The following is a 25,077-nucleotide window of genomic DNA, read 5'->3' on the forward strand; positions in this document are numbered from 1 at the left end:
TGACAGGGAATCCCATTTATCAATTATGCCTCGGCGTAATTGCGTCCAGATTTTGAATCGAGCTTGCTCGATTCAAAATCTGGGACATCCGCCGGAGGCTTTATCAGGGAGGAATTGAACTTCATTCCTCCTAGTTCAGCTGAATAAAGATAAAATTTAGACATTTAATTTTGGATAAAAAAAAGCGCGCACCTCATCCGAAGAAATGCGCTCATATCTATGACTGTTCCAGGTGCTCAATCCGGAACCGCGGATGAGGTGCGTAGAGCTAGACCAGACGTTAAAAACGACGATCGTAACACTCAGCTTTTAAAGGTGTCGTATAAATTTTTAAAAAAAGGGTGCAGCTCTGGGTACGCCAGACACACCCTCTGAAGATTTACTTAAGTACTCCTTCGGTGAAATTTCACCAAAGGCTATACTTGAGTTATCATTCGCATTCATCGCTCTACTTAAAAAAGGAGAAGACTACTGCTGAATGTTGTTAAACGAGTTCGATAACAACGACAGGTGCTCCGTCGCCGCGACGAGGTCCCATTTTCATGATACGTGTATATCCACCTTGACGCTCAGCGTAGCGTGGAGCGACATTATCAAAAAGTTTTTGGATTGCGAAGATTTCTGTCTCTTTGCCTTCATCGTCCGTCAATGTAACGAGTTCACGACGGATGAATTGTGCAACTTGTCGACGTGCATGCAAGTCTCCACGTTTTCCAAGCGTAATCATTTTCTCAACAACTGAACGCAATTCTTTCGCACGAGCTTCTGTCGTTTGAATACGTTCGTGGATGATAAGATCTGTAGCTAGGTCGCGAAGCATTGCTTTACGTTGTGAACTTGTACGTCCAAGTTTTCTGTATCCCATAGAAGTTTCCCTCCTTCAATCTATAAATTCGCTCAATCTTCCGTGCGTAACTCCAGGTTAAGCTCGTCCAACTTCGCTTTCACTTCTTCAAGTGATTTACGTCCGAGATTTCGTACTTTCATCATTTCATCCTCTGACTTGGTAGCAAGTTCAAGAACTGTATTGATGCCAGCACGTTTTAGGCAGTTGTATGATCTAACTGAAAGGTCGAGTTCTTCAATCGTCATCTCAAGCACTTTTTCTTTCTGATCTTCCTCTTTTTCCACCATGATTTCAGCAGTTTGTGCTTCATCTGTCATACCGACAAATATATTCAGATGCTCCGTCAAGATTTTCGCCCCGAGTGAAACAGCTTCTTTAGGACCGATGCTGCCATCTGTCCAAACATCAAGTGTTAATTTATCGAAGTTTGCCATTTGACCAACCCGAGTATTTTCCACTTGGAAGTTAACGCGTGAAACAGGAGTATAAATGGAGTCGATTGGAATAACGCCAATTGCGAGATCCTCACGTTTGTTTTGATCAGAACGTGCATAACCACGTCCACGTACAGCATACATACGCATGCGCAAGTGTCCGTTTTTACCAAGAGTCGCGATAGGAATTTCAGGATTCAACACTTCTACGTCACTATCATGTGTAATGTCCGCAGCTGTGACGACTCCTTCGCCTTTCACGTCTATCTCAATCACTTTCTCTTCATCTGAATAGATTTTAAGAGCCAGTTTCTTCACGTTCAAAATAATTGTTGCGACGTCTTCGACGACACCTTCAATTGTTGAGAATTCATGAAGCACGCCATCAATCTGAATCGATGTAACGGCAGCCCCTGGCAGTGAGGATAGAAGGATGCGGCGTAGGGAATTCCCCAAAGTATTTCCGTATCCACGCTCAAGTGGTTCGATGATGAACTTACCGAACTTGATGTCTTCGCCGATCATAACTGTTTCAATCTTTGGTTTCTCAATCTCGATCATTCATTTACCCTCCTTCAAAACGTCAAATGTATTGGCCGTTCCATATTGAAATCGATTATCATAGACGGCAAATTGCAATCGCACAATCATTTTTGACAAAAATTGTGTTTCTCAATCATATGGAGTAAAAGCCATTATACACGACGGCGTTTTGGCGGGCGGCATCCGTTATGTGGAACCGGTGTTACGTCTCTAATTGCAGTAACTTCAAGTCCTGCAGCCTGTAGTGAACGAATTGCTGCTTCACGTCCAGCTCCTGGACCTTTAACAGTAACTTCCAACGTTTTCAGACCATGCTCCATTGATGTTTTAGCAGCTGTTTCAGCAGCCATTTGTGCAGCAAATGGAGTTGATTTACGAGACCCTTTAAAGCCTAGTGCACCTGCACTTGACCAAGACAATGCGTTTCCTTGCATATCTGTAATTGTAACGATTGTGTTATTGAACGTTGAACGGATATGTGCAATCCCGGATTCAATATTCTTTTTCACACGACGTTTACGAGTTTGTTGTTTACGTGCCATGTTAAGAAGATACCTCCTTTACCTATTATTTTTTCTTGTTCGCTACTGTCCGTTTTGGACCTTTACGAGTACGTGCGTTGTTTTTCGTGTTTTGTCCACGAACGGGCAAGCCACGACGATGACGGATTCCACGGAAGCTACCGATTTCCATCAAACGTTTGATGTTAAGGGAAGTTTCACGTCGAAGATCACCTTCAACTTTAAGTGTGTCCATTTGTTCACGGATTTTATCGAGCTCAGCGTCTGTAAGATCGCGAACACGCGCGTCTTCAGAGACTCCAGCTGCTGCCAATACTTTCTGAGCAGTTGTTTTTCCGATTCCGAAAATGTAAGTTAATGAAATGACTACGCGCTTATCGCGCGGAACGTCTACACCAGCAATACGTGCCATATATATTGTGCACCTCCTTCAGAATTAGCCTTGTCTTTGTTTATGTTTTGGATTTTCACAGATTACCATTACTCGGCCGCGTCTGCGAATAATTTTACATTTTTCGCACATCGGTTTTACAGATGGTCTAACTTTCATCTTACCCAACCTCCTTCAATATTCCGGAGTTACAAAAGATTATTTGAAACGGTATGTGATACGACCACGTGTTAAATCATAAGGCGAGAGTTCCATTGTCACTTTATCGCCAGGTAGAATACGGATAAAGTGCATACGAATTTTGCCAGATACGTGCGCAAGTATTGTATGGCCGTTTTCCAGCTCTACTTTAAACATTGCGTTTGGCAACGTTTCGAGTACGGTTCCTTCAACTTCAATTACATCATCTTTCGCCATCAACCCAATCTCCCTTCTATATCCAATAAAGGTTCTCACCATCGAGCGGCATCAGTCGCCTTTAAAGCTTCCTTCAACATATGTCCGGATTGCATGAGTGATGTTCAAAAGAGGTCCGTCACATTCCGTTTCCCTTAAGTCAGTCCTCGACTTCTAGTTGTGGAAAATCGCGTCGAATTGGACACGACTGTCCAGAATGCCGTGGATGAGTTCCTAGTTGCTTTATACAGTTCTTTCCACGAAACATATTATACCTACTTGAGTAAGAAAATGCATTTCAAATGTATCAGAACATTAAATTGCTAAAATTCAACCAGTTATTACACCGGGCATCATATGCTTTTGCAGCTCGTTAAACGTTTTTTCGTTCGCCAATACTATACTGCCCAATTAATGGCATAAATATCTCAGTCCGAAAAAGATTACTTTTCGCTATCTTGAAGGATAACGTCCAGATCTTTGAAAACGTCCTTAATATCTTTCTGTCCATCTATGTTCACTAACACCTCTTTGGTATCGTAAAATGCCAAGAGTGGTGCCGTTTGATTCATATTTACTTCCAGACGGTTCGTGACAGTTTCCGGATTGTCATCGGCTCGCTGATAAAGTTCTCCGCCATCCTTATCACATACACCTTCAACCTTTGGAGGATTAAAAAGCAAATGATAGGATGTACCGCAAACTTTACAAATGCGGCGGCCTGTCAGCCTCGCGACAAGTTCTTCTTTCTCGACCTGGATATTGATGACGTGCTCAATTTTCCGACCCATGTCAGCCAAAAGCTGATTAAGTGCTTCAGCCTGAGGTACTGTACGCGGGAAACCGTCGAGCAAGAATCCGTTATCGCAATCGGATTTGCCTAATCTTTCACGAACAATTCCGATTGTCACTTCATCAGGGACAAGTGCTCCCTGATCCATGAACGATTTTGCTTTGACTCCAAGTTCCGTGCCTTCTTGAATAGCTGCACGGAACATATCGCCTGTAGAAATATGAGGGGTTCCGTACTTTTCGACAATTCTGTCTGCCTGTGTGCCTTTACCGGCTCCTGGCAGACCCATTAATACGATATTCATACGTATTGCACTCCCATTCATATTCAAATCACGAAGAGATGAACCTCCGCGAAGATTACTTCATGAACCCTTTATAATGCCTTTTCACAAGTTGTGATTCAAGTTGTTTCATCGTTTCAAGTGCAACCCCGACGACGATGATCAAACTCGTTCCTCCAATTTGCGCAGACTGTGGAAGGTTTGCGAAATTGATGAAGAAAATCGGCATGACTGCCACCGTAGCGAGGAATATCGCGCCAACGAATGTCAGTCTATACAAAGTGCTCGTTAGGTAATTTTGTGTATTTTGTCCTGGACGAATGCCCGGGATATAAGCGCCTTGATTCTTTAGATTATCTGCAATTTTCTCCGGATTCACCTGAATGAATGCGTAGAAGTATGTGAATGCAAGAATCAGTATCAGATAAAAGACCATTCCAACCGGTTTTGTATAATCAAACATAGTTGTAATTGCGGTCGTTACACTGTTAGTTCCAAAGAAGGTCGCAATTGATTGTGGTGTAATGAAAAATGCTGAAGCAAAGATTACCGGGATAACCCCCGCAGCATTAAGTTTCAATGGTAAGTGTGTCTGTTGGCCTGCAGTCGTTTGACTTCGTCCTGTGACACGTTTCGCATATTGAATTGGAATCTTCCGTAATGCTTCCTGGAAGTATATGACCAAGACAGTAATCGCAATGATCAAGAGGAGTAGAAGAGCCATAAGCGCAATTCTAATGAACAATGCATCGCCCGCTCCTTGGATCTGAGTTGCGTAAAGTTGGTTGACTGCATTTGGAATCGCTGCGACGATACCAGCAAAGATGATAATGGAAATACCATTCCCAACACCTTTTGCCGTGATCTGTTCACCGAGCCATAGAAGAAATGCAGTTCCTGCCGTCAATACGATCGCGATGACAACATATGTCGAAACACCTTCGTCTTTTATCAGCGAGCCGCCATACATTCGGTTGAAACCGAAAGACATTGCGATTGCTTGAATAAAGGCTAGGATTATTGTGAAATACCTAGTGAACTGTGCAAGTTTACGTCTTCCAACGTCACCTTGTTTCGCCCATTCGGCAAATTTTGGTACGACATCCATCTGCAATAATTGCACGATAATGGATGCGGTGATGTAAGGCATAATTCCCATTGCAAGAATGGAGAAGTTTGCAAGAGCTCCACCGCCAAATACATTCAGTAAGCCGATAAGGTTATTATCAGTTTGCTGTAAAGCAGTCGCATCAACGTTTGGTACTGGTATAAATGTTCCTAATCTAAAGATGACAAGAACAAGCAATGTGAAGAATATTTTAGACCGTATGTCTTTAACGCGCATAAAATTAGCGATCGTCTGAAACATTAAATCACCTCGGTCTGTCCGCCCGCCTTCTCGATTGCTTCCTTAGCAGAAGCAGAGAATTTGTGAGCTCTGACAGTAATCTTTTTCTCAAGAATTCCGTTACCCAGAATCTTAATACCTGATTTAGCGTTGCTCACGATGCCTGATTCAATTAGTAGTTCAGGCGTTACTTCTGTGCCTTCGTCGAAACGATTAAGTGTGTCAAGGTTTACAATTGCATAATCCTTGCGATTGATGTTCGTAAAACCACGTTTAGGTAGTCTTTGGAAGAATGGAATTTGTCCACCCTCGAATCCAAGACGTACGCCACCGCCCGAACGGGAGTTTTGTCCGCCATGACCTCTACCGGAAGTTTTACCAAAACCAGAACCGATTCCGCGTCCAATACGTTTACGTTTTGTACGAGAACCTTCAGCAGGTTTCATAGTGTGTAATTTCATCTTATTGGCACCTCCTTATTCAAAAAGTCGATAATTATTGTTCAGTGATCGTAACTAGGTGGTCGACTTTGCTAATCATGCCGCGAATAGCAACATTATCCTGATGTTCGACCGTTTGGTGTAATTTGCGAAGTCCAAGTGCTTCGATTGTTTTACGTTGTGCAGGTTTCGCACCGATAGTGCTTTTTGTAAGGGTGATTTCAAGTTTATTCGCCATTGTATTTCCCCCCTTAACTGTACAGTTCTTTCACGGTTTTACCGCGCAATTTAGCAACATCTTCAGCGCGTTTCAAATTCGTTAATCCTTCGATTGTTGCACGAACCATATTAATAGGTGTGCTTGAACCAAGTGATTTTGAAAGGATATCCGTGATGCCTGCAAGTTCAAGTACCGCACGGACAGGTCCGCCGGCGATAACTCCAGTACCTGGAGCTGCTGGTTTGATGAGGATTTTTCCTGCACCAAAGTGTCCAAGAATTTCGTGCGGAGTTGTTCCTTTGACCATTGGTACAACGATCAAATTCTTCTTCGCATCTTCGATAGCTTTACGGATTGCATCCGGAACTTCTTGTGCTTTACCAGTACCGAAACCGACACGGCCATTTTTATCTCCGACAACGACGAGAGCAGTGAAACGGAAACGACGTCCGCCTTTCACAACTTTCGCTACGCGGTTAATCGTAACTACGCGTTCTTCGAATTCACTTTTATTCTGATCATTACGACGCATGAAATGTGTCCCTCCTTCTTAATTAAAATTCCAGACCGTTTTCACGAGCTGCGTCCGCAAGAGCTTTCACACGGCCGTGGAATAAGTAGCCGCCACGGTCAAATACTACCGCTTTAACGTCTTTTTCTACAGCTTTCTTTGCAATCATCTCGCCGACTTTTACTGCTGCTGCAGTGTCCGCTTTGGATTCAGATTCGAACTCTTTATCCATTGAAGAAGCACTAACAATCGTTACTGCATTTACGTCATCTATCAATTGAGCATAGATATGCTTGTTTGAACGGAATACGTTTAGACGTGGACGTGCTGCAGTCCCGCTAATTTTGTTACGAACCCGTGTATGACGTTTCTTACGAGTAGCGTTTTTATCTTTTTTCGTAATCATCGTGATCACTCCTTCCGGATGCCTTAAGCGGCATTATTTACCTGTTTTACCTTCTTTACGACGGACAACTTCACCTTCGTAGCGAATTCCTTTGCCTTTATATGGCTCTGGTGGACGTACTTTTCTGATGTTTGATGCAAGAGCACCTACGCGTTCTTTATTGATACCGCGGACAGTGATCTTAGTGTTAGCAGGAACTTCAACTTCAATTCCTTCTTCGGGTGTAAATTCAACCGGGTGAGAATAACCAACGTTCAATACAAGTTTAGGACCTTGAAGGGAAGCACGGTAACCTACACCGACTAGTTCAAGTTTACGTTCAAAACCTTGTGAAACGCCAATCACCATATTGTCGAGAAGTGAACGCGTCGTTCCGTGAATAGAACGGTGTTCCTTGGATTCAGAAGGACGGACCAAAGTGATCACATTGTCTTCCTGCTCGATTTTAATATCCGTGTTAAATGTGTTTGTAAGTTCGCCTTTAGGACCTTTAACAGTAACGAAGTTACCTTCTGTGATGGTAACTGTCACGTTTTCAGGTACCTCAATCGGCTTTTTGCCAATACGGGACATTCAATTGCACCTCCATTCAATTGTTACGAATTACCAGACGTAAGCTACTACTTCTCCGCCTACTTGTTTAGCGCGTGCTTCCTTGTCAGTAAGAACGCCATTTGATGTGGAAACGAGGGCGATACCAAGACCATTCAACACTTTTGGAACTTCGCTTGTTTTTGCATAAACACGAAGACCAGGTTTTGAAATACGTTTAAGACCAGTGATGACACGCTCGTTATTTTGACCATATTTAAGGAAAATGCGGATGATACCTTGCTTGTTATCTTCTACATATTCAACATCGCGTACGAAACCTTCACGTTTCAAGATTTCTGCAATTTCTTTTTTCATGTTTGAAGCAGGTACTTCAAGCTTCTCGTGACGAACCATATTGGCGTTACGGATGCGTGTAAGCATATCTGCGATCGGATCACTCATTGTCATTACATTTACCTCCTTCCCAAATTTAGGGGTTTACCAGCTGGCTTTTTTGACGCCAGGAATTTGTCCCTTATACGCTAGTTCGCGGAAACAAATACGGCAAAGCTTGAATTTCCGGTATACAGAATGCGGACGGCCACAACGCTCGCAGCGTGTGTATGCCTGTACTTCGAATTTCGGTGTACGTTTTTGTTTAGCAATCATTGACTTTTTAGCCACGTTTACGCCTCCCTCTTATTTACTTCTGGAACGGCATGCCGAACTGCGTTAATAACTCATGTGCTTCTTCGTCCGAGTTTGCAGTCGTAACGATGACGATATCCATACCGCGTATTTTAGAAACTTTATCATAGTCGATTTCAGGGAAAATTAGTTGCTCTTTAACACCAAGTGTATAGTTACCGCGACCATCGAATGCTTTCTTCGAAACACCACGGAAGTCACGTACTCGGGGTAGAGAAACAGATATTAGCTTATCTAGGAATTCGTACATACGCTCACCGCGTAATGTAACTTTTGTTCCGATAGGCATACCTTCACGGAGACGGAATCCCGCGATTGATTTCTTCGCTTTTGTGATGACCGGCTTTTGACCGGAAATGATTGTTAGATCTTCCACTGCCGCATCTAGTGCTTTCGTGTTTTGAACAGCGTCACCAACACCCATGTTAATAACGATTTTATCTACTTTAGGGACTTGCATAACTGATGTATATTCAAACTTGCTCATTAGAGCAGGTGTGACTTCGTTTTTAAACTTATCTTTTAAACGGCTCATCTGTTGGACCTCCTTTCATCCGTTACTTATTTGTCCAGTAATTCCCCGGATTTTTTAGCAACACGAACTTTTTTGCCATCTTCGATCTTGTAACCTACGCGAGTTGGCTCGCCTGTTTTAGGATCGATTAACATGACGTTTGATACGTGGATAGCTGCCTCTTGGCTCACAATTCCACCTTGAGGATTCTCCTGGTTAGGTTTCGTATGCTTCTTGACGATGTTAACACCTTCAACAAGTACACGATCCTTTTTAGGGAAAGCCACTAAAATCACACCGGTTTTACCTTTGTCTTTACCAGTGATGACCATAACTTTATCACCTTTTTTAACATTCATTCTGTCGCACCTCCTTGATTGGCACTATCATGTAATTAAAGAACTTCAGGAGCGAGTGAAATGATTTTCATGAAGTTGCTGTCACGAAGTTCGCGAGCAACCGGTCCGAAAATACGTGTTCCACGTGGGCTCTTGTCGTCACGGATAATAACACAAGCATTTTCATCAAATGTAATGTAAGTTCCGTCTTTACGGCGTACTCCGCTTTTCGTGCGGACGATAACAGCCTTGACGACTTCACCTTTTTTAACAACGCCACCTGGTGTTGCTTTTTTTACCGTAACTACAACAACATCACCGATGTTTGCTACTTTACGGCCTGTACCGCCTAATACTTTAATTGTTAAAACTTCACGAGCGCCTGAGTTGTCGGCGACTTTCATACGACTTTCCTGTTGAATCATTGAGGCTACCTCCTCCCGGATTTATATATCCGAACGTTATTAGATGATGACCGCTTTTTCGACTACTTCAAGTAGACGGAATCGTTTTGTTGCCGATAATGGACGAGTTTCCATAATACGAACAACATCACCGATTTTCGCTTCATTCAGCTCATCGTGGGCCTTGAATTTTTTAGAGTACTTAACACGTTTACCGTATTTAGCATGTTTCTTCTGTGTTTCGATCATTACAGTAACTGTTTTATCCATTTTGTCGGATACAACGCGGCCTGTATACACTTTGCGTTGGTTACGCTCCTCAGTCATGGCTGCAACCTCCTTCATCAGTTATTTGCACTGATTTCTCTTTGACGTATTACAGTTTTCATGCGCGCAATCGATTTACGAACTTCTCGGATGCGTGCAGTGTTTTCTAATTGACCTGTCGCGAGTTGGAAGCGAAGGTTGAAAAGCTCTTCTTTCAGTGATTTCACTTTTTGCTCAATCTCTGCAGTTGTCAGATCACGAATTTCATTAGCTTTCATTAGATTCACCACCAATTTCTTCACGTTTTACAAACTTAGTTTTGATAGGAAGTTTGTGAGATGCAAGGCGAAGCGCTTCACGCGCAACTTCTTCCGGTACACCTGCTATTTCGAACATAACTCTACCAGGTTTAACAACTGCTACCCAGCCTTCTACAGCACCTTTACCGGAACCCATCCGGACTTCAAGAGGCTTCTTCGTATATGGTTTATGCGGGAAAATGTTGATCCAAACTTTACCGCCACGTTTCATGTAACGTGTCATTGAAATACGTGCTGCTTCGATTTGACGGCTTGTAATCCATGCCGCATCAACCGCTTGTAGACCGTATTCACCGAATTGAACTGTTGCTCCGCCTTTTGTAGTACCGCGCATTTTACCACGGAATACACGACGATATTTAACTCGTTTAGGCATTAACATAATTAGTTGCCTCCTTCCTCAGAGATCTTCTGTTTCTTCACTGGAAGGACTTCTCCACGGTAAATCCATACTTTAACGCCAAGCTTACCAAATGTAGTATCTGCTTCAGCATGTGCATAATCAATATCTGCACGTAATGTATGGAGAGGGACAGTACCTTCACTGTAATGTTCCGAACGAGCTATGTCAGCCCCGCCAAGACGACCAGAAACCTGTGTTTTAATTCCTTTAGCACCAGAACGAATCGTACGTTGAATCGCTTGTTTTTGTGCGCGGCGGTATGATACGCGAGTTTCTAGTTGACGAGCAATTGACTCTGCAACTAATTTAGCATCAAGATCTGCACGTTTAATTTCAATGATGTTGATGTGAACGCGTTTACCAGTGATTTCGTTCAGTTGTTTACGAAGTGCTTCAACCTCAGTACCACCTTTACCAATAACCATACCTGGTTTAGCAGTGTGAATGCTGATGTTAACACGCTTTGCAGCACGCTCAATTTCCACTTTAGAAACAGACGCTTCTATAAGACGCTTTTCAATGTATTCACGGATTTTCAAATCTTCGTGTAAGAGAGTCGCATAGTCTTTTTCTGCGTACCATTTAGACTCCCAGTCACGGATGATACCGACCCGTAAACCGTTAGGATGTACTTTTTGACCCACGAATTATCCCTCCTTCTTTTCAGATACCACTAAAGTAATGTGGCTCGTACGCTTGTTAATCGCACTTGCGCGTCCTTGTGCGCGTGGTCGGAAACGTTTCATAGTCGGACCTTCATCAACGAATACTTCGCTTATGAATAGGTTTTCGACGTCCATTTCGTAGTTATGTTCAGCATTTGCAATCGCTGATTTCAAAACTTTTTCTACAACCGGAGATGCCGCTTTCGGCGTCAGGCGTAGAATTGCGATAGCTTCACCGACTTTTTTGCCCCGGATAAGATCAACGACCAAACGGACTTTGCGAGAAGCAATACGGACTGTGCGGGCAGTAGCTTTTGCTTGTTGCATCAGAAATAACCTCCTCTCAAATTAACGTCTTGTTTTCTTATCGTCAGCGCCATGACCTCTGTATGTGCGCGTTGGTGCAAATTCACCCAGTTTATGACCTACCATATCTTCAGTAACATAAACAGGAACATGTTTACGTCCGTCGTATACAGCAATTGTCATTCCGATGAATGTCGGGAAGATAGTTGAACGGCGTGACCAAGTTTTGATAACCTGTTTTTTCTCGGAATCCTTTTGTGCTTCAACCTTCTTCATTAGATGATCGTCTACAAATGGTCCTTTTTTCAAGCTGCGGCCCATGTCGGAACCTCCCTCCGTGTCTGTACTACGGTCCATTCGTTGAACCGCAGTGCATTCAAATTATTTCTTGCGGCGACGAACGATAAGTTTGTCGGATTTGTTGTTTTTCTTACGTGTTTTATATCCAAGTGTCGGTTTACCCCAAGGAGTAACCGGCGATTTCATACCGATACCAGTTTTACCTTCACCACCACCGTGTGGGTGATCGTTAGGGTTCATGACAGAACCACGAACTGTTGGGCGTTTACCCATCCAACGTGAACGTCCTGCTTTACCGATATTGATAAGTTCGTGTTGCTCATTACCAACTTGACCAATTGTCGCGCGGCATGTTGCAAGAATCATGCGAACTTCTCCAGATTGAAGACGTACAATTACATACTTGTCTTCTCGGCCTAATAGTTGTGCAGAAGTTCCTGCAGAACGTACTAGTTGTCCGCCTTTACCTGGTTTCATTTCGATGTTGTGGATTGTAGTACCCATTGGAATGTTTTCAAGTGGAAGTGAGTTACCCACTTTGATATCTGATTCCGGGCCTGACATAATCATTGCTCCAACTACTAAACCTTTTGGAGCAAGAATGTAGCGTTTCTCTCCATCTACATAATTGATTAGAGCAATGTTAGCTGAACGGTTTGGATCGTATTCGATCGTAGCAACGCGTCCTGGTATGCCATCTTTCCGTCGTTGGAAATCGATGACACGGTATTGGCGCTTGTGGCCTCCACCTTGGTGACGAACAGTAGTCCTACCAGTGTTGTTACGGCCGCCTTTCCGCTTAAGCGGTGCAAGCAATGATTTTTCCGGTTTGTCAGTAGTAATCTCAGCAAAATCGGATGTAGTCATGTTACGGCGTCCGTTGGAGGTAGGTTTGTATTTCTTAATCGCCATTTGTGTTCCCTCCTTCGTATAATTAGATATCTATTAGTCGTTCAAATTACATTTCGAAAAGTTCAATGTCTTTTGAGTCAGCAGTTAGTGTAACAATCGCTTTGCGGCGTCTGTTCGTATAACCAGAATGCTTACCCATACGCTTAAGTTTACCTTTGTAATTCTGTACGTTCACTTTATCAACTTGAACACCGAAGACTTCTTCGATAGCTTGCTTAATATGTGTTTTATTAGCGCGCGTGTCAACTTCGAAAGTGTACTTTTTGAATTCCATTTGTTCAGAAGTACGCTCGGTAATGACCGGACGTTTTAGAATATCACGTGCTTCCATTAACCAAGCACCTCCTCTATTTTTTGCACCGCTGCTTTTGTCATAACAAGTTTGTCGTGACCAATAAGGTCAAGTACATTGATACCTGTAGCTGTTACTACACTTATTCCAGGGATGTTACGTGCGGACAATGCCACAGTTTCATCTAGGTCTGCAGTTACAATCAATGCTTTTCTGTCAATCGAAAGATCAGCAAGTACTTTGATGAATTCTTTTGTTTTTGGTGCTTCGAATGTTAGTCCTTCAAGAATGATTACTTCTTCGTCGCGAACTTTCGTAGAAAGTGCTGAAAGAAGAGCCAACCTGCGGACTTTCTTCGGTAATTTGTAGCTGTAGCTTCTTGGAGTTGGACCGAATACGATACCGCCTCCACGCCATTGTGGTGATCGAATCGAACCTTGACGGGCACGACCTGTACCTTTTTGGCGCCATGGCTTACGTCCACCACCAGCTACTTGTCCGCGACTTTTCACTTTATGGTTACCTTGACGCAATGAAGCACGTTGGCTAACTAATGCTTCGAATAAAACAGATTCATTCGGCTCGATGCCAAAGATTGCTTCATTTAGCTCGATGTCTCCGACAGAAGTTCCTGCCTGATTTAATACGGTTACTTTAGGCATTCCTGTTTCCTCCTTCCTTTAGTAGTTAGTTCCCTTTGATTGCGCTGCGCACTTGTAGAAGTGATTTGCGTGCTCCAGGAACGTTACCTTTAACTAGTAACAAGTTACGTTCAGTGTCAACCCGTACAATTTCAAGGTTTTGAACTGTTACTGTTTTACCGCCCATACGGCCCGGCATTTTTTTACCTTTGAATACACGTTGTGCATCTACAGATCCAATTGAACCTGGTGCGCGGTGATGACGTGATCCGTGAGTCATAGGTCCGCGTGAATATCCGTGACGCTTGATAACACCTTGGAACCCTTTACCTTTTGATGTGCCTGTAATATCAACGATATCGCCTTCAGCGAAAGTATCGACTTTGACTTCTTGACCAATTTCGTAGCCACTAACGTCTAATTCGCGGAATTCACGAATGAAGCGCTTAGGTGCAGTATCAGCTTTTGCAACGTGCCCTTTTTCAGGTTTGTTAGCAAGCTTTTCGCGTTTATCTTCAAATCCGATTTGGATTGATTCGTAGCCGTCCGTTTCTTTTGTCTTCTTTTGAAGAACAACGTTTTGTCCAGCTTCAATCACAGTTACCGGGATAAGATCTCCGTTTTCAGCAAAAATTTGCGTCATACCGAGTTTTCTTCCCAAGATTCCTTTGGTCATTTAGTCCACCTCCTGAATTAATGTGTGTTTTATTTAGTATCGATTAAAGTTTAATTTCAATGTCTACGCCTGATGGTAAATCGAGTTTCATTAAAGCATCGACAGTTTGTGGTGTCGGATTAACGATATCGATAAGACGTTTATGAGTACGCATTTCGAACTGTTCGCGCGAATCTTTGTATTTATGTACCGCACGAAGAATCGTGTAGACAGTTCTTTCAGTCGGTAGTGGAATCGGACCCGATACACTAGCACCCGAACGTTTTGCTGTTTCTACGATCTTTTCAGCCGATTGATCAAGAATTCTATGATCATATGCTTTTAAACGAATACGAATCTTTTGTTTTGCCATTATTTTCCCTCCCTTGCGCCTATTTTGTTATAGACATTCTCCGCGAAAATTTCCCACACACATGCCATGGCAAAGCGGCCTGGTGTGTCGGCAACCTCTCGCTTCATCGCAGTCAAAGACCAACATTCAATATTATACACAAAGAAAAAGAATCTCGCAAGTGTTTTGGCGGAATTCTTTTTCTCAACTTTATTATTATAATTCTTTCTCTCCATTTTTGCAACACAGAGCTTAATAGTCCGAAAAATTTATTTATCAGTTTAGATACATTACTGTTATCCATCCGAACACCAACAACGGAATGTTGTAATGAATGAACGTTGGTACACATGTGTCCCATATATGATTATGCTGACCATCCACGTCAAGTCCAGCAGTCGGTCCAAGTGTAGAGTCAGATGCAGGCGAGCCTGCGTCTCCCAGGGCCGCTGCAGTTCCTATGAGTGCGATGATTGATAACGTACTGAAACCGAAGGCCATACTAAGCGGTACAAAGATTGAAGTGATAATTGGAATCGTAGCAAATGATGATCCTATGCCCATCGTGACAATCAAACCGACCATAAGCATTACAAAAGCAGCGATTCCTTTACTGTCACCAAGAACGGTACTTGCATATTCCACAAGCGTAACAATATGACCCGTCTCTTGAAGCACAGCAGCAAATCCATTCGCCGAAATCATAACGAAGCCGACAAATGCCATCATGCGCATTCCTTCATTGATAAGACCATCAGCATCTTTCCATTTTAGTGCCCCTGTAATATATAGAATTGTGATACCGGTTACGGCACCTGCAATCATCGAATCTGTTGGTATTTGTACTGCAAGGGTACCGATAAGCGCTACCACTGTAAAGACGATATTGCGTTTCTTCACAATAACTACCTCTTCGGCAAATTCAATTCGCTTATCCGCATACTCTCTTGGTTTACGATAAGAGAAGAAGATCGCAATCAGTAGTCCAACCACCAGGCCCAGAACAGGAAATGCCATTGCTTTTGGGATATCTGCCATGTTGATTGCTAGTCCAGATGCTTCCATTTGAATAGCGAGAATCTCGTGGAAGATGAATCCATAGCCATATGGCAGTAGGATATATGGAGCCGTTAATCCAAATGTTAGTACGGAAGCAATTAAACGACGATCCACTTTCAACAAATTTAAAATATGTAGAACTGGCGGTACTATTAACGGTATGAATGCAATATGAATAGGTATAAGATTTTGTGAGAACAAAGCCATCGTTAGAAGAACTAATATAATTAGAACTTTCCCGAGACCCGTTCGATCCGCTTCCCCATCTCTCTTTACAATTCGTAGCATTGCAGCTACCAGTAGCTGTGGAATACCAGTTTTAGAGATGGCAACAGCAAATCCGCCCAGTAGCGCGTAACTTAGGGCAATGGTTGCACCGGCTCCTAGCCCACCCGTAAATGAAGTAATCGTCTCATTTAATGACAAACCACCTGCAAATCCGCCAATAATTGCTCCTGCAACAAGAGCCAACACGACGTTAACCCGCAGTAAACTTAGTATGAGCATTATTCCTACAGCAATTAGTACAGCGTTCATGTATTTTCCTCCCGAATGTTTCTTTAGTCAGTTAAAGCGTTGAAGTGACTACATTAAGATAACAAAGGGTGTTTCATCTGTCAATGGAAATTCAAGGACAAAAAAATCCCGCCACAAAGGGCGGGATTTAAAAGGTGACGAATTATTTAATGATTGTTGCTACAACGCCAGCGCCTACAGTACGTCCACCCTCACGGATAGAGAATTTAGTACCTTCTTCAAGAGCGATTGGAGCAATCAAATCGATTGTCATTTCAACGTTATCGCCAGGCATAACCATTTCTACGCCTTCTGGAAGCTCGATAACACCAGTCACGTCAGTTGTACGGAAGTAGAACTGTGGACGGTAGTTTGAGAAGAATGGAGTATGACGTCCACCCTCTTCTTTTGAAAGAACATAAACTTCAGATGTAAATTTAGTGTGTGGAATGATAGTACCTGGTTTAGCAAGTACTTGCCCACGTTGGATATCGTCACGTGATACACCACGAAGTAGTGCACCGATGTTGTCGCCAGCTTCTGCATAGTCAAGAAGTTTACGGAACATTTCTACGCCTGTTACAGTAGTAGCTTTTGGTTCTTCAACGATACCGATGATATCAACAACATCACCGATTTTAACTACTCCACGCTCAACGCGACCAGTAGCAACAGTTCCACGTCCTGTGATTGAGAATACGTCCTCAACAGGCATCATGAATGGTTTTTCAGTATCACGTGGTGGTGTAGGGATATATTCATCAACAGCATTCATAAGCTCCATGATTTTATCTTCCCAAGCTTCTTCACCTTCAAGTGCTTTAAGAGCAGATCCTTTGATGACAGGAATGTCATCGCCAGGGAAATCGTATTCAGAAAGAAGGTCACGAATTTCCATTTCTACTAATTCAAGAAGTTCTTCGTCATCAACCATGTCACATTTGTTCATGAAGACAACTAGGTAAGGAACACCTACTTGACGTGAAAGAAGAATGTGCTCACGTGTTTGTGGCATAGGGCCGTCAGCTGCAGAAACAACTAGGATACCGCCGTCCATTTGAGCTGCACCAGTGATCATGTTTTTAACGTAATCCGCGTGACCTGGGCAGTCAACGTGTGCGTAGTGACGTGTTGCAGTTTCATATTCAACGTGTGAAGTATTGATTGTGATTCCGCGTTCTTTTTCTTCAGGTGCGTTGTCAACGTCAGCATATGATGCTGCAGTTCCACCTAATTTTTTTGCAAGAACTGTTGCAATTGCTGCAGTTAGTGTTGTTTTACCATGGTCGACGTGACCAATTGTACCTACGTTAGCATGCTGCTTGGAACGGTCGAATTTTTCTTTTCCCATTATGGAAATCCTCCTCGAAATATAAAAGTTATTTTTGTTTTTATATATAGTTATAGGTGTTAAAGGGGGGCCCCCCTTTAACTGCCCATATCTACTACTTACATTTTAATTAGAAACAAATTAGAATGCTATTATTCGCCTTTGTTTTTCTTGACAATTTCTTCTGCAACTGATTTCGGCACTTCTTCATAGTGATCAAATGCCATTGAGAAGTTTCCGCGTCCTTGTGTGTTAGAACGTAGAGATGTTGCGTAACCAAACATATTAGCTAGTGGAACCATTGCACGAACTACTTGTGAATTACCACGAGCGTCCATTCCTTCTACACGGCCACGGCGTGATGTAACATCACCCATGATATCGCCCATGTATTCTTCAGGAATTTGAACTTCTACTTTCATCATCGGTTCAAGTAGAACTGGGTTAACTTTTGATACAGCGTTTTTAAGTGCCATAGAAGCAGCAATTTTAAACGCCATTTCATTGGAGTCGACATCATGATAAGAACCGTCAAATAGACGAGCTTTAATGTCAATCAAAGGATAACCAGCAATTACACCATTATCTAGTGAATCACGGATACCTGCTTCAACTGCAGGGATATATTCACGTGGAACTGATCCCCCAACGATGTTGTTAATGAATTCAAATCCTTTTCCTTCTTCGTTAGGAGAGAATTCGATCCAAACGTGACCAAACTGTCCACGTCCACCGGATTGACGCACGAACTTACCTTCAACTTCCGCCGAAGAACGGAATGTTTCACGATAAGATACTTGCGGTGCTCCGACGTTAGCTTCAACGTTGAATTCACGACGCATACGGTCTACAAGAACGTCAAGATGCAATTCACCCATACCAGCGATGATTACTTCTCCTGTTTCTTGGTCTGTATGTGCGCGGAATGTAGGGTCTTCCTCTTGAAGCTTAGCAAGAGCCATACCCATTTTATCTTGGTCGGCTTTCGTTTTCGGTTCAACAGAAAGTGAAATTACTGGTTCTGGGAAGTCCATTGACTCAAGAATTACAGGCGCGCTAGCATCACATAGTGTGTCACCAGTTCCTGTATCTTTAAGTCCAACTGCAGCAGCAATTTCCCCTGAATGTACTTCAGAGATTTCTTCACGTGAGTTAGCATGCATTTGTAGAATACGTCCTACGCGTTCACGCTTACCTTTTGAAGCATTCTGTACGTATGATCCTGATTGAAGAACACCGGAATACACACGGAAGAATGTTAGTTTACCTACATAAGGATCCGTCATAACTTTGAAAGCTAATGCCGAGAAGGGCTCTGAATCGTCTGAGTGACGCTCAACTTCTTCATCAGTTTCAGGATTTGTTCCTTTCATAGGCGGGATGTCAAGTGGAGATGGAAGATAGTCGATAACAGCATCAAGAACAAGTTGTACACCTTTGTTTTTGAAAGCAGTCCCACATACAACCGGATAGAATTCAACAGCTAATGTCGCATTACGAATCGCTTTTTTGATTTCATCGTTTGTAATTTCTTCTTCATCCAAGAATTTATTCATAAGTGCTTCATCGAATTCAGCAACCGCTTCAATTAGTTTTTCACGGTATTCTGCAGCTTGCTCACGATATTCTTCTGGAATTTCTCTAACTTCAGCGTTTAGGCCTGTATCATCATCGTAGAAAACTGCGTTCATTTCAACTAAATCGATAATTGCAGCGAAAGTATCTTCCGCACCAATCGGCAATTGAATTGGATGTGCGTTTGCTCCAAGACGGTCTACAAGAGTACCTACTGAATAAAGGAAATCAGCACCTGTTTTATCCATTTTGTTAACGAAAACTAGACGTGGAACGCCGTAGTTTGTCGCTTGACGCCAAACTGTTTCTGTTTGTGGTTCAACACCCGATTGAGCGTCAAGCACTGTTACAGCTCCATCAAGAACACGAAGTGAACGTTCAACTTCAACAGTGAAGTCTACGTGACCCGGAGTATCAATGATGTTTACGCGGTGGTTTTTCCATTCAGCCGTTGTAGCAGCTGAAGTGATTGTGATTCCGCGTTCTTGCTCCTGCTCCATCCAGTCCATTTGAGATGCACCTTCGTGCGTTTCCCCGATTTTGTGGATTTTACCAGTGTAATAAAGTATCCGTTCAGTTGTCGTTGTTTTACCAGCGTCAATGTGAGCCATGATACCAATGTTACGTGTATTCTCTAAGGAGAATTTTCTAGCCATTATATGATCTCCTTCCGTCTCGGATTAGAGTAGTTATGAATCGCTTGAGCTTACCAGCGATAGTGAGCGAATGCTTTGTTAGCATCAGCCATTTTGTGCATTTCTTCACGGCGTTTCACAGAAGCACCAGTGTTGTTGGAAGCATCAAGGATTTCATTCGCAAGACGTTCTTCCATTGTTTTTTCTCCGCGTGTGCGTGAGTAGTTAACAAGGTAACGAAGTCCAAGAGTTGTACGGCGATCAGGACGTACTTCAACTGGTACTTGATAGTTTGCTCCACCTACACGGCGTGCTTTAACTTCAAGAACTGGCATTACATTAGTAAGTGCCGCTTCGAATACTTCAAGTGGATCTTTTCCAGAACGTTCTTTCACTAGCTCGAACGCACCATAGAGGATTTTTTGAGATGTACCTTTTTTACCGTCAACCATCATTTTATTAATAAGACGTGAAACGAGCTTCGAATTGTAAATCGGATCCGGAAGTACGTCACGTTTTGCAACAGGGCCTTTACGTGGCATGTTGTATTCCTCCTTTCAAGTTTTTAAGCGTTTGCCGCTTAAATAACCATCAATCATCATTTTTTAAGCGGGTTTTGCTTAACTATCATTTTGAATTTATGTTGTGTAATTAGTTTTTCTTAGCTTTTGGTCTTTTAGCTCCGTACTTAGAACGGCTTTGTAGACGTCCAGTTACACCAGCTGTATCAAGTGCTCCACGAACGATGTGGTAACGAACACCTGGTAAATCTTTTACGCGTCCTCCGCGAAGAAGAACAACACTATGCTCTTGAAGGTTGTGACCTTCACCGCCGATGTATGCGTTGACTTCCAATTGGTTTGTCAAGCGTACACGTGCATATTTACGAAGAGCCGAGTTTGGCTTTTTCGGTGTCATTGTACCAACACGCGTACAAACACCTCTTTTTTGTGGTGAGTTTACGTTTGTTGTAGCTTTTTTGAAGCTGTTATAGCTTTTTCCAAGTGCTGGAGATTTAGATCCTGCCACTTTTGTCTTACGTGGTTTACGGACCAATTGATTAATTGTAGGCATCGATTTTTCCTCCTTCCGAACTTCTTTTGTAAGACCACACATCCAGGTGGTTCATTTTTGGGGTAAAAACAAAGTCTTTGTGCTAATCTGCACAAAAACTATTAATCAGTAATCGCAACCACAGCTGCACCGACTTGAATGCCACATGCATTTCCGAGTTTTTCTCTCGAATCAACATACGTTACTTGAACGTTATGAAGTTCGGCCTCCTCCATCACTGGAGCAATAATCCGTCCTTCTGCATCCTGCGCAATAATAACTTCTATCACTATCCCTGCACGGATTGCTTTCACTGCCTGCTTTGTACCGATGATCGTCTTCTTTGCCTGCTCAACTTTTTCATAAGACATTTCCATATCCTCCAAAGTACAGACATCAACTATCAACCTTTTGTATTTTATCACCTGTATCGGTAACTGTCAACACTTTCAATAATAAATGGGGAGGAAGTCTTTCGAGTTCCCCCATTTACAGTTGAGTTAAAGACTTTAAACTTATTTCGTTACACTTTTTTCTTTATCCTGTTCCATAACGATGTGACGGTAACGCTGCATTCCTGTTCCAGCTGGAACAAGTTTCCCGATAATGACGTTTTCTTTCAAGCCGAGTAGCTCGTCGGTTTTCCCTTTGATGGCTGCATCCGTCAAGACACGAGTTGTTTCTTGGAAAGAAGCTGCCGATAAGAAGGATTCCGTTTCGAGTGAAGCTTTCGTAATACCGAGAATAACAGGACGACAAGTCGCCGGAACTTTGTTGACTTTAAGCACTTCCGCATTCGCATCTGAGAATTGATGGATGTCGAGTAGTGAACCCGGTAATAGATCCGTGTCCCCTGCTTCGATGATGCGCACTTTACGAAGCATTTGGCGAACCATTACTTCAATGTGCTTATCACCGATTTCAACACCCTGACTGCGGTAAACTTTTTGAACTTCTTTCAAGAGATAGACTTGAACGGTAACGACGTCTTTGACAACAATCAGTTCTTTCGGATCGATAGAACCTTCTGTTATCACTTCACCCCGGTCAATCGTATCACCGACCTCAACTTTAAGACGGGCGTTGTATGGCGTCAGGTACTTCCGCGTTTCTACATCGCCTTGAATTGTAATTTCTTTCTGACCTTCACGAATTTCATCGATTTCGACGATTTCACCTTTGATTTCCGAAATGACTGCAACCCCTTTTGGATTACGTGATTCGAAAATTTCTTGGATACGTGGAAGACCTTGTGTTATATCGGAACCTGCAACTCCACCTGTATGGAACGTACGCATTGTAAGCTGTGTACCCGGCTCGCCGATTGATTGTGCAGCGATAATACCAACTGCTTCACCAACTTCAACTGTTTCACCTGTTGCCAAGTTAATGCCGTAACATAATTTACAAACACCGTGTTTCGTATTACATGTGAACGCAGAACGGATTGTTATTTGTTCAAGTCCTGCATCCAAAATGGCACGAGCCGCATCAGCAGTAATTAAGCCATCACGTTTAAGGATTAAGGCACCTGTTTCAGGATGGTAGATTGTTTTCTTCGTGTGACGGCCTTCAATACGTTCATCCAGACCTTCGATAACTTCTGTTCCATCCATAAGTGCACCGATATCCAATCCGCGATCTGTACCACAATCATCTTCACGGACGATGACGTCTTGTGCAACGTCAACTAGTCGACGTGTCAAGTAACCTGAGTCAGCCGTCTTAAGGGCTGTATCGGCAAGTCCTTTACGAGCACCGTGTGTCGAGATGAAGTACTCAAGCACTGTCAGACCTTCACGGAATGACGATTTGATTGGAAGTTCAATGATTCGTCCTGCCGGGTTGGCCATCAGACCACGCATGCCAGCTAGCTGCGTAAAGTTAGATGCGTTACCCCGTGCGCCCGAATCACTCATCATGTAGATCGGGTTAGAGTGATCAAGTGAATCCATCAGTTTGTCCTGAATTACATCCTTGGCATGACTCCAATAAGAGATAACGCGATCATATCGCTCTTCCTCAGTAATCAGACCACGACGGAACTGTTGTAGTACTTTGTCCACTTTGTCTTGTGCTTCATTCAAGATGTCATCTTTATTCGGCAAAACGACGATATCGGAAATACCGATTGTAATTCCTGCACGAGTAGAGTATTTGAATCCAAGGTTCTTCATACGGTCAAGCATTTTCGACGTTTCTGTAATATGGAAACGTTTAAAGATTTCCGCAATAATATTACCTAGGATTTTTTTCTTGAAAGGTTCAATTAAATCCATTTCAGCTAAATGGTCCTTTATGTTGACAGTACCACTTACGAAATACTTATCTGGTGTTTCAATTTGCAAGTTGAAATCTGTCGGCTCGTTAATATACGGGAACGATTTAGGCAGAATCTCGTTGAAAATCACTTTACCAACCGTTGTTAGTAGTAGTTTTGAATTTTGTTCTTCATTGAAAGTAGGGTTGTTCAAAGTACTTGCCTGAAGAGCAATACGTGAATGAAGATGCACATGACCGTTATGGTAAGCGATAAGTGCTTCGTCCGCGCTGCTGAAGGAAGTTCCTTCACCTGATGCTCCTTTACGTTCCAATGTGAGGTAATAGTTTCCTAACACCATATCTTGAGACGGAGTAACAACTGGTTTCCCATCTTTCGGGTTCAATATATTTTGTGCCGCTAACATAAGAAGACGCGCTTCAGCTTGTGCTTCTGCCGATAACGGAACGTGGACTGCCATTTGGTCACCATCAAAGTCAGCGTTGTAAGCTGTACAAACGAGTGGATGAAGCGTAATTGCACGCCCTTCTACAAGGATTGGTTCAAATGCCTGGATACCCAGTCTGTGAAGAGTCGGGGCACGGTTCAATAAGACCGGATGCTCCTTGATGACTTCTTCTAGAACGTCCCATACTTCTGAATGTAGACGCTCAATTTTACGTTTAGCACTCTTAATATTATGTGCTAGACCACGTTCAACGAGTTCTTTCATTACAAAAGGTTTGAACAATTCAATAGCCATTTCTTTCGGCAAACCACACTGATACATTTTCAGGTTAGGCCCTACGACGATTACGGAACGACCAGAATAGTCAACCCGTTTACCAAGTAAGTTTTGACGGAAACGACCTTGTTTACCTTTCAGCATATGCGAAAGGGATTTGAGTGGACGGTTACCCGGTCCAGTAACTGGACGGCCACGACGACCATTATCGATGAGTGCATCGACTGCTTCTTGCAGCATCCGCTTCTCATTCTGAACAATGATGCCCGGTGCTCCAAGATCTAAGAGTCGTTTCAATCTATTGTTCCGGTTGATAACCCTTCGGTACAAATCATTCAAGTCGGATGTCGCAAAACGTCCTCCGTCAAGTTGTACCATCGGACGTAGTTCCGGTGGGATGACTGGCAATACTTCCAGCACCATCCACTCAGGCTTATTGCCCGAATTACGGAATGCCTCAACTACTTCAAGGCGTCGAATTGCACGTGTGCGGCGTTGTCCTTGAACAGTTTTCAACTCTTCTTTTAAGAACTCCATCTCTTTTTCAAGATCGATTGCCGCAAGTAGTCGCTCAATCGCTTCAGCACCCATGAGTGCTTGGAATTTAGTTCCGTATTTTTCGCGGTAGATGCGATATTCTCTTTCGGATAGCAACTGCTTTCTTTCAAGCGGTGTATCCGCAGGGTCAACTACTACATAAGATGCGAAGTAAATAATTTCTTCCAAAGCACGTGGTGTCATATCGAGTATGAGTCCCATACGGCTTGGAATTCCTTTGAAGTACCAAATATGCGTCACTGGAGCTGCTAGTTCAATATGCCCCATGCGTTCACGGCGAACTTTTTGACGCGTCACTTCTACTCCACAACGGTCACAAACGACGCCTTTATAACGTACGCGTTTATATTTTCCGCAATGACATTCCCAATCTTTCGTAGGTCCGAAAATACGTTCACAGAACAGACCGTCTTTTTCAGGCTTCAACGTACGATAGTTAATTGTTTCCGGCTTTTTAACTTCACCATATGACCATGATCGAATCTTATCTGACGAAGCAAGGCCGATCTTCATATACTCAAAATTATTTACATCTATCAAGGAGCCTACCTCCCTTTAGTCTTATCGCTGCATTTGGCTTTTCCGAGCAGGCGCACACATTA

At 42.9% G+C, this 25,077-nt stretch carries 36 protein-coding genes; all 36 read right to left on the reverse strand.

Features of this window, described 5'->3' with window-relative positions; all coding sequences use genetic code 11:
• Positions 1-484: 484 nt before the first annotated feature.
• Positions 485-865: a 50S ribosomal protein L17 gene (rplQ, locus tag AC25Y6_RS00360; protein ID WP_482101572.1), complete on the reverse strand. Its 381-nt coding sequence runs from the start codon at positions 863-865 to the stop codon at positions 485-487.
• Positions 866-897: 32 nt separating this feature from the next.
• A complete protein-coding gene (locus tag AC25Y6_RS00365; protein ID WP_482101573.1) occupies positions 898-1,842 on the reverse strand; it encodes a DNA-directed RNA polymerase subunit alpha in 945 nt (314 codons plus the stop codon).
• A gap of 134 nt (positions 1,843-1,976) precedes the next feature.
• Complete coding sequence (rpsK, locus tag AC25Y6_RS00370) at positions 1,977-2,366, reverse strand: 30S ribosomal protein S11 (RefSeq protein WP_482101574.1); 390 nt, start codon at positions 2,364-2,366, stop codon at positions 1,977-1,979.
• A 25-nt stretch (positions 2,367-2,391) separates the two neighbouring features.
• Positions 2,392-2,757, reverse strand: a complete 366-nt coding sequence (rpsM, locus tag AC25Y6_RS00375; protein ID WP_067204810.1) for a 30S ribosomal protein S13 — start codon at positions 2,755-2,757, stop codon at positions 2,392-2,394.
• Between the two features lie 24 nt (positions 2,758-2,781).
• Positions 2,782-2,895 carry a 50S ribosomal protein L36 gene (gene rpmJ / locus AC25Y6_RS00380; RefSeq protein WP_067204807.1) on the reverse strand — a complete coding sequence of 38 codons (114 nt, stop codon included), beginning with the start codon at positions 2,893-2,895 and terminating at the stop codon, positions 2,782-2,784.
• A 39-nt stretch (positions 2,896-2,934) separates the two neighbouring features.
• Entirely contained in the window at positions 2,935-3,153 is a 219-nt protein-coding gene (infA, locus tag AC25Y6_RS00385; RefSeq protein WP_067204804.1) for a translation initiation factor IF-1, read from the reverse strand.
• Positions 3,154-3,575: 422 nt separating this feature from the next.
• On the reverse strand, positions 3,576-4,229 hold the full coding sequence (locus AC25Y6_RS00390) for an adenylate kinase (RefSeq protein ID WP_482104722.1): 654 nt from the start codon (positions 4,227-4,229) through the stop codon (positions 3,576-3,578).
• A gap of 55 nt (positions 4,230-4,284) precedes the next feature.
• Positions 4,285-5,577 (reverse strand): preprotein translocase subunit SecY, encoded by a 1,293-nt coding sequence (gene secY, locus AC25Y6_RS00395; RefSeq protein ID WP_482104723.1) that lies wholly within the window; start codon positions 5,575-5,577, stop codon positions 4,285-4,287.
• Positions 5,577-6,017: a 50S ribosomal protein L15 gene (gene rplO / locus AC25Y6_RS00400; protein WP_482101577.1), complete on the reverse strand. Its 441-nt coding sequence runs from the start codon at positions 6,015-6,017 to the stop codon at positions 5,577-5,579. Before rplO ends, secY begins: the two co-directional genes overlap by 1 nt.
• A gap of 34 nt (positions 6,018-6,051) precedes the next feature.
• On the reverse strand, positions 6,052-6,234 hold the full coding sequence (gene rpmD, locus AC25Y6_RS00405) for a 50S ribosomal protein L30 (RefSeq protein WP_482101578.1): 183 nt from the start codon (positions 6,232-6,234) through the stop codon (positions 6,052-6,054).
• A gap of 13 nt (positions 6,235-6,247) precedes the next feature.
• Positions 6,248-6,748, reverse strand: a complete 501-nt coding sequence (gene rpsE, locus AC25Y6_RS00410; RefSeq protein ID WP_482101579.1) for a 30S ribosomal protein S5 — start codon at positions 6,746-6,748, stop codon at positions 6,248-6,250.
• Positions 6,749-6,770: 22 nt separating this feature from the next.
• Positions 6,771-7,133, reverse strand: a complete 363-nt coding sequence (rplR, locus tag AC25Y6_RS00415; RefSeq protein ID WP_482101580.1) for a 50S ribosomal protein L18 — start codon at positions 7,131-7,133, stop codon at positions 6,771-6,773.
• A gap of 33 nt (positions 7,134-7,166) precedes the next feature.
• Positions 7,167-7,706, reverse strand: a complete 540-nt coding sequence (gene rplF, locus AC25Y6_RS00420) for a 50S ribosomal protein L6 (RefSeq protein WP_482101581.1) — start codon at positions 7,704-7,706, stop codon at positions 7,167-7,169.
• Between the two features lie 30 nt (positions 7,707-7,736).
• Entirely contained in the window at positions 7,737-8,135 is a 399-nt protein-coding gene (rpsH, locus tag AC25Y6_RS00425) for a 30S ribosomal protein S8 (protein WP_149581701.1), read from the reverse strand.
• 30 nt (positions 8,136-8,165) lie between these two features.
• Positions 8,166-8,351 (reverse strand): type Z 30S ribosomal protein S14, encoded by a 186-nt coding sequence (locus AC25Y6_RS00430; RefSeq protein WP_482101582.1) that lies wholly within the window; start codon positions 8,349-8,351, stop codon positions 8,166-8,168.
• A gap of 19 nt (positions 8,352-8,370) precedes the next feature.
• Positions 8,371-8,910, reverse strand: a complete 540-nt coding sequence (rplE, locus tag AC25Y6_RS00435; RefSeq protein ID WP_482101583.1) for a 50S ribosomal protein L5 — start codon at positions 8,908-8,910, stop codon at positions 8,371-8,373.
• Between the two features lie 26 nt (positions 8,911-8,936).
• A complete protein-coding gene (rplX, locus tag AC25Y6_RS00440; RefSeq protein WP_179392967.1) occupies positions 8,937-9,248 on the reverse strand; it encodes a 50S ribosomal protein L24 in 312 nt (103 codons plus the stop codon).
• Positions 9,249-9,283: 35 nt separating this feature from the next.
• Positions 9,284-9,652: a 50S ribosomal protein L14 gene (gene rplN / locus AC25Y6_RS00445; RefSeq protein ID WP_482101584.1), complete on the reverse strand. Its 369-nt coding sequence runs from the start codon at positions 9,650-9,652 to the stop codon at positions 9,284-9,286.
• Positions 9,653-9,691: 39 nt separating this feature from the next.
• Positions 9,692-9,958 carry a 30S ribosomal protein S17 gene (rpsQ, locus tag AC25Y6_RS00450; protein WP_340792992.1) on the reverse strand — a complete coding sequence of 89 codons (267 nt, stop codon included), beginning with the start codon at positions 9,956-9,958 and terminating at the stop codon, positions 9,692-9,694.
• Between the two features lie 17 nt (positions 9,959-9,975).
• Entirely contained in the window at positions 9,976-10,176 is a 201-nt protein-coding gene (rpmC, locus tag AC25Y6_RS00455) for a 50S ribosomal protein L29 (RefSeq protein WP_025783856.1), read from the reverse strand.
• Positions 10,166-10,600, reverse strand: coding sequence for a 50S ribosomal protein L16 (rplP, locus tag AC25Y6_RS00460; RefSeq protein WP_482101585.1), 435 nt, complete (start codon positions 10,598-10,600; stop codon positions 10,166-10,168). Before rplP ends, rpmC begins: the two co-directional genes overlap by 11 nt.
• A gap of 2 nt (positions 10,601-10,602) precedes the next feature.
• Positions 10,603-11,265 (reverse strand): 30S ribosomal protein S3, encoded by a 663-nt coding sequence (gene rpsC, locus AC25Y6_RS00465; RefSeq protein WP_482101586.1) that lies wholly within the window; start codon positions 11,263-11,265, stop codon positions 10,603-10,605.
• Between the two features lie 3 nt (positions 11,266-11,268).
• The gene (rplV, locus tag AC25Y6_RS00470; protein WP_067204760.1) at positions 11,269-11,613 is read right to left on the reverse strand and encodes a 50S ribosomal protein L22; all 345 of its coding nucleotides are present in this window, start codon (positions 11,611-11,613) and stop codon (positions 11,269-11,271) included.
• Between the two features lie 21 nt (positions 11,614-11,634).
• Positions 11,635-11,913, reverse strand: a complete 279-nt coding sequence (rpsS, locus tag AC25Y6_RS00475) for a 30S ribosomal protein S19 (RefSeq protein WP_340792988.1) — start codon at positions 11,911-11,913, stop codon at positions 11,635-11,637.
• A 60-nt stretch (positions 11,914-11,973) separates the two neighbouring features.
• Complete coding sequence (gene rplB / locus AC25Y6_RS00480) at positions 11,974-12,804, reverse strand: 50S ribosomal protein L2 (RefSeq protein WP_482101587.1); 831 nt, start codon at positions 12,802-12,804, stop codon at positions 11,974-11,976.
• Positions 12,805-12,850: 46 nt separating this feature from the next.
• The gene (rplW, locus tag AC25Y6_RS00485; RefSeq protein WP_340792986.1) at positions 12,851-13,135 is read right to left on the reverse strand and encodes a 50S ribosomal protein L23; all 285 of its coding nucleotides are present in this window, start codon (positions 13,133-13,135) and stop codon (positions 12,851-12,853) included.
• On the reverse strand, positions 13,135-13,758 hold the full coding sequence (gene rplD, locus AC25Y6_RS00490) for a 50S ribosomal protein L4 (RefSeq protein WP_482101588.1): 624 nt from the start codon (positions 13,756-13,758) through the stop codon (positions 13,135-13,137). Before rplD ends, rplW begins: the two co-directional genes overlap by 1 nt.
• 25 nt (positions 13,759-13,783) lie before the next feature.
• The gene (gene rplC / locus AC25Y6_RS00495) at positions 13,784-14,413 is read right to left on the reverse strand and encodes a 50S ribosomal protein L3 (RefSeq protein ID WP_482104724.1); all 630 of its coding nucleotides are present in this window, start codon (positions 14,411-14,413) and stop codon (positions 13,784-13,786) included.
• Positions 14,414-14,456: 43 nt separating this feature from the next.
• Positions 14,457-14,765 carry a 30S ribosomal protein S10 gene (rpsJ, locus tag AC25Y6_RS00500; protein WP_067204744.1) on the reverse strand — a complete coding sequence of 103 codons (309 nt, stop codon included), beginning with the start codon at positions 14,763-14,765 and terminating at the stop codon, positions 14,457-14,459.
• 255 nt (positions 14,766-15,020) lie between these two features.
• Entirely contained in the window at positions 15,021-16,340 is a 1,320-nt protein-coding gene (locus AC25Y6_RS00505; protein ID WP_482101590.1) for a Na+/H+ antiporter family protein, read from the reverse strand.
• Between the two features lie 142 nt (positions 16,341-16,482).
• Entirely contained in the window at positions 16,483-17,670 is a 1,188-nt protein-coding gene (gene tuf, locus AC25Y6_RS00510) for an elongation factor Tu (protein WP_482104725.1), read from the reverse strand.
• A gap of 131 nt (positions 17,671-17,801) precedes the next feature.
• Positions 17,802-19,880: an elongation factor G gene (fusA, locus tag AC25Y6_RS00515; RefSeq protein ID WP_488141726.1), complete on the reverse strand. Its 2,079-nt coding sequence runs from the start codon at positions 19,878-19,880 to the stop codon at positions 17,802-17,804.
• Positions 19,881-19,930: 50 nt separating this feature from the next.
• Positions 19,931-20,401: a 30S ribosomal protein S7 gene (gene rpsG / locus AC25Y6_RS00520; protein ID WP_067204733.1), complete on the reverse strand. Its 471-nt coding sequence runs from the start codon at positions 20,399-20,401 to the stop codon at positions 19,931-19,933.
• Positions 20,402-20,510: 109 nt separating this feature from the next.
• Entirely contained in the window at positions 20,511-20,933 is a 423-nt protein-coding gene (gene rpsL, locus AC25Y6_RS00525) for a 30S ribosomal protein S12 (RefSeq protein ID WP_488139916.1), read from the reverse strand.
• A 101-nt stretch (positions 20,934-21,034) separates the two neighbouring features.
• Positions 21,035-21,283, reverse strand: coding sequence for a ribosomal L7Ae/L30e/S12e/Gadd45 family protein (locus tag AC25Y6_RS00530; RefSeq protein WP_482101594.1), 249 nt, complete (start codon positions 21,281-21,283; stop codon positions 21,035-21,037).
• 144 nt (positions 21,284-21,427) lie between these two features.
• Positions 21,428-25,015 (reverse strand): DNA-directed RNA polymerase subunit beta', encoded by a 3,588-nt coding sequence (gene rpoC / locus AC25Y6_RS00535; RefSeq protein ID WP_482101595.1) that lies wholly within the window; start codon positions 25,013-25,015, stop codon positions 21,428-21,430.
• Positions 25,016-25,077 lie beyond the last annotated feature (62 nt).

Source organism: Sporosarcina sp. Y1004 (assembly GCF_057669665.1).

Coding starts and splice junctions, on each gene's coding strand:
- rpsJ (WP_067204744.1), bottom strand. CDS start 14,765: ATGGCAAAACAAAAGATTCGTATTCGTTTAAAAGCATATGATCATAGA.
- infA (WP_067204804.1), bottom strand. CDS start 3,153: ATGGCGAAAGATGATGTAATTGAAGTTGAAGGAACCGTACTCGAAACG.
- rpsE (WP_482101579.1), bottom strand. CDS start 6,748: ATGCGTCGTAATGATCAGAATAAAAGTGAATTCGAAGAACGCGTAGTT.
- rplF (WP_482101581.1), bottom strand. CDS start 7,706: ATGTCCCGTATTGGCAAAAAGCCGATTGAGGTACCTGAAAACGTGACA.
- rplR (WP_482101580.1), bottom strand. CDS start 7,133: ATGATTACGAAAAAAGATAAAAACGCTACTCGTAAGAAACGTCATACA.
- rpsM (WP_067204810.1), bottom strand. CDS start 2,757: ATGGCACGTATTGCTGGTGTAGACGTTCCGCGCGATAAGCGCGTAGTC.
- rplV (WP_067204760.1), bottom strand. CDS start 11,613: ATGCAACAAGCAAAAGCTACTGCCCGCACAGTCCGTATTGCTTCTCGC.
- rplC (WP_482104724.1), bottom strand. CDS start 14,413: ATGACCAAAGGAATCTTGGGAAGAAAACTCGGTATGACGCAAATTTTT.
- AC25Y6_RS00390 (WP_482104722.1), bottom strand. CDS start 4,229: ATGAATATCGTATTAATGGGTCTGCCAGGAGCCGGTAAAGGCACACAG.
- rpsQ (WP_340792992.1), bottom strand. CDS start 9,958: ATGACTGAGGAGCGTAACCAACGCAAAGTGTATACAGGCCGCGTTGTA.
- rplW (WP_340792986.1), bottom strand. CDS start 13,135: ATGGAAGCACGTGATATTCTAAAACGTCCGGTCATTACCGAGCGTACT.
- rplE (WP_482101583.1), bottom strand. CDS start 8,910: ATGAGCCGTTTAAAAGATAAGTTTAAAAACGAAGTCACACCTGCTCTA.
- fusA (WP_488141726.1), bottom strand. CDS start 19,880: ATGGCTAGAAAATTCTCCTTAGAGAATACACGTAACATTGGTATCATG.
- AC25Y6_RS00505 (WP_482101590.1), bottom strand. CDS start 16,340: ATGAACGCTGTACTAATTGCTGTAGGAATAATGCTCATACTAAGTTTA.
- rplN (WP_482101584.1), bottom strand. CDS start 9,652: ATGATTCAACAGGAAAGTCGTATGAAAGTCGCCGACAACTCAGGCGCT.
- rpmC (WP_025783856.1), bottom strand. CDS start 10,176: ATGAAAGCTAATGAAATTCGTGATCTGACAACTGCAGAGATTGAGCAA.
- rplQ (WP_482101572.1), bottom strand. CDS start 865: ATGGGATACAGAAAACTTGGACGTACAAGTTCACAACGTAAAGCAATG.
- tuf (WP_482104725.1), bottom strand. CDS start 17,670: ATGGGAAAAGAAAAATTCGACCGTTCCAAGCAGCATGCTAACGTAGGT.
- rplD (WP_482101588.1), bottom strand. CDS start 13,758: ATGCCTAAAGTAACCGTATTAAATCAGGCAGGAACTTCTGTCGGAGAC.
- rpmJ (WP_067204807.1), bottom strand. CDS start 2,895: ATGAAAGTTAGACCATCTGTAAAACCGATGTGCGAAAAATGTAAAATT.
- secY (WP_482104723.1), bottom strand. CDS start 5,577: ATGTTTCAGACGATCGCTAATTTTATGCGCGTTAAAGACATACGGTCT.
- rplO (WP_482101577.1), bottom strand. CDS start 6,017: ATGAAATTACACACTATGAAACCTGCTGAAGGTTCTCGTACAAAACGT.
- AC25Y6_RS00365 (WP_482101573.1), bottom strand. CDS start 1,842: ATGATCGAGATTGAGAAACCAAAGATTGAAACAGTTATGATCGGCGAA.
- rpsL (WP_488139916.1), bottom strand. CDS start 20,933: ATGCCTACAATTAATCAATTGGTCCGTAAACCACGTAAGACAAAAGTG.
- rplX (WP_179392967.1), bottom strand. CDS start 9,248: ATGAATGTTAAAAAAGGTGATAAAGTTATGGTCATCACTGGTAAAGAC.
- rpsG (WP_067204733.1), bottom strand. CDS start 20,401: ATGCCACGTAAAGGCCCTGTTGCAAAACGTGACGTACTTCCGGATCCG.
- rpsS (WP_340792988.1), bottom strand. CDS start 11,913: ATGGGCCGCAGCTTGAAAAAAGGACCATTTGTAGACGATCATCTAATG.
- rplB (WP_482101587.1), bottom strand. CDS start 12,804: ATGGCGATTAAGAAATACAAACCTACCTCCAACGGACGCCGTAACATG.
- rplP (WP_482101585.1), bottom strand. CDS start 10,600: ATGTTAATGCCTAAACGAGTTAAATATCGTCGTGTATTCCGTGGTAAA.
- AC25Y6_RS00530 (WP_482101594.1), bottom strand. CDS start 21,283: ATGTCTTATGAAAAAGTTGAGCAGGCAAAGAAGACGATCATCGGTACA.
- rpsH (WP_149581701.1), bottom strand. CDS start 8,135: ATGACAATGAGTGATCCGATCGCAGATATGCTTACACGCATCCGTAAC.
- rpmD (WP_482101578.1), bottom strand. CDS start 6,234: ATGGCGAATAAACTTGAAATCACCCTTACAAAAAGCACTATCGGTGCG.
- rpsK (WP_482101574.1), bottom strand. CDS start 2,366: ATGGCACGTAAACAACAAACTCGTAAACGTCGTGTGAAAAAGAATATT.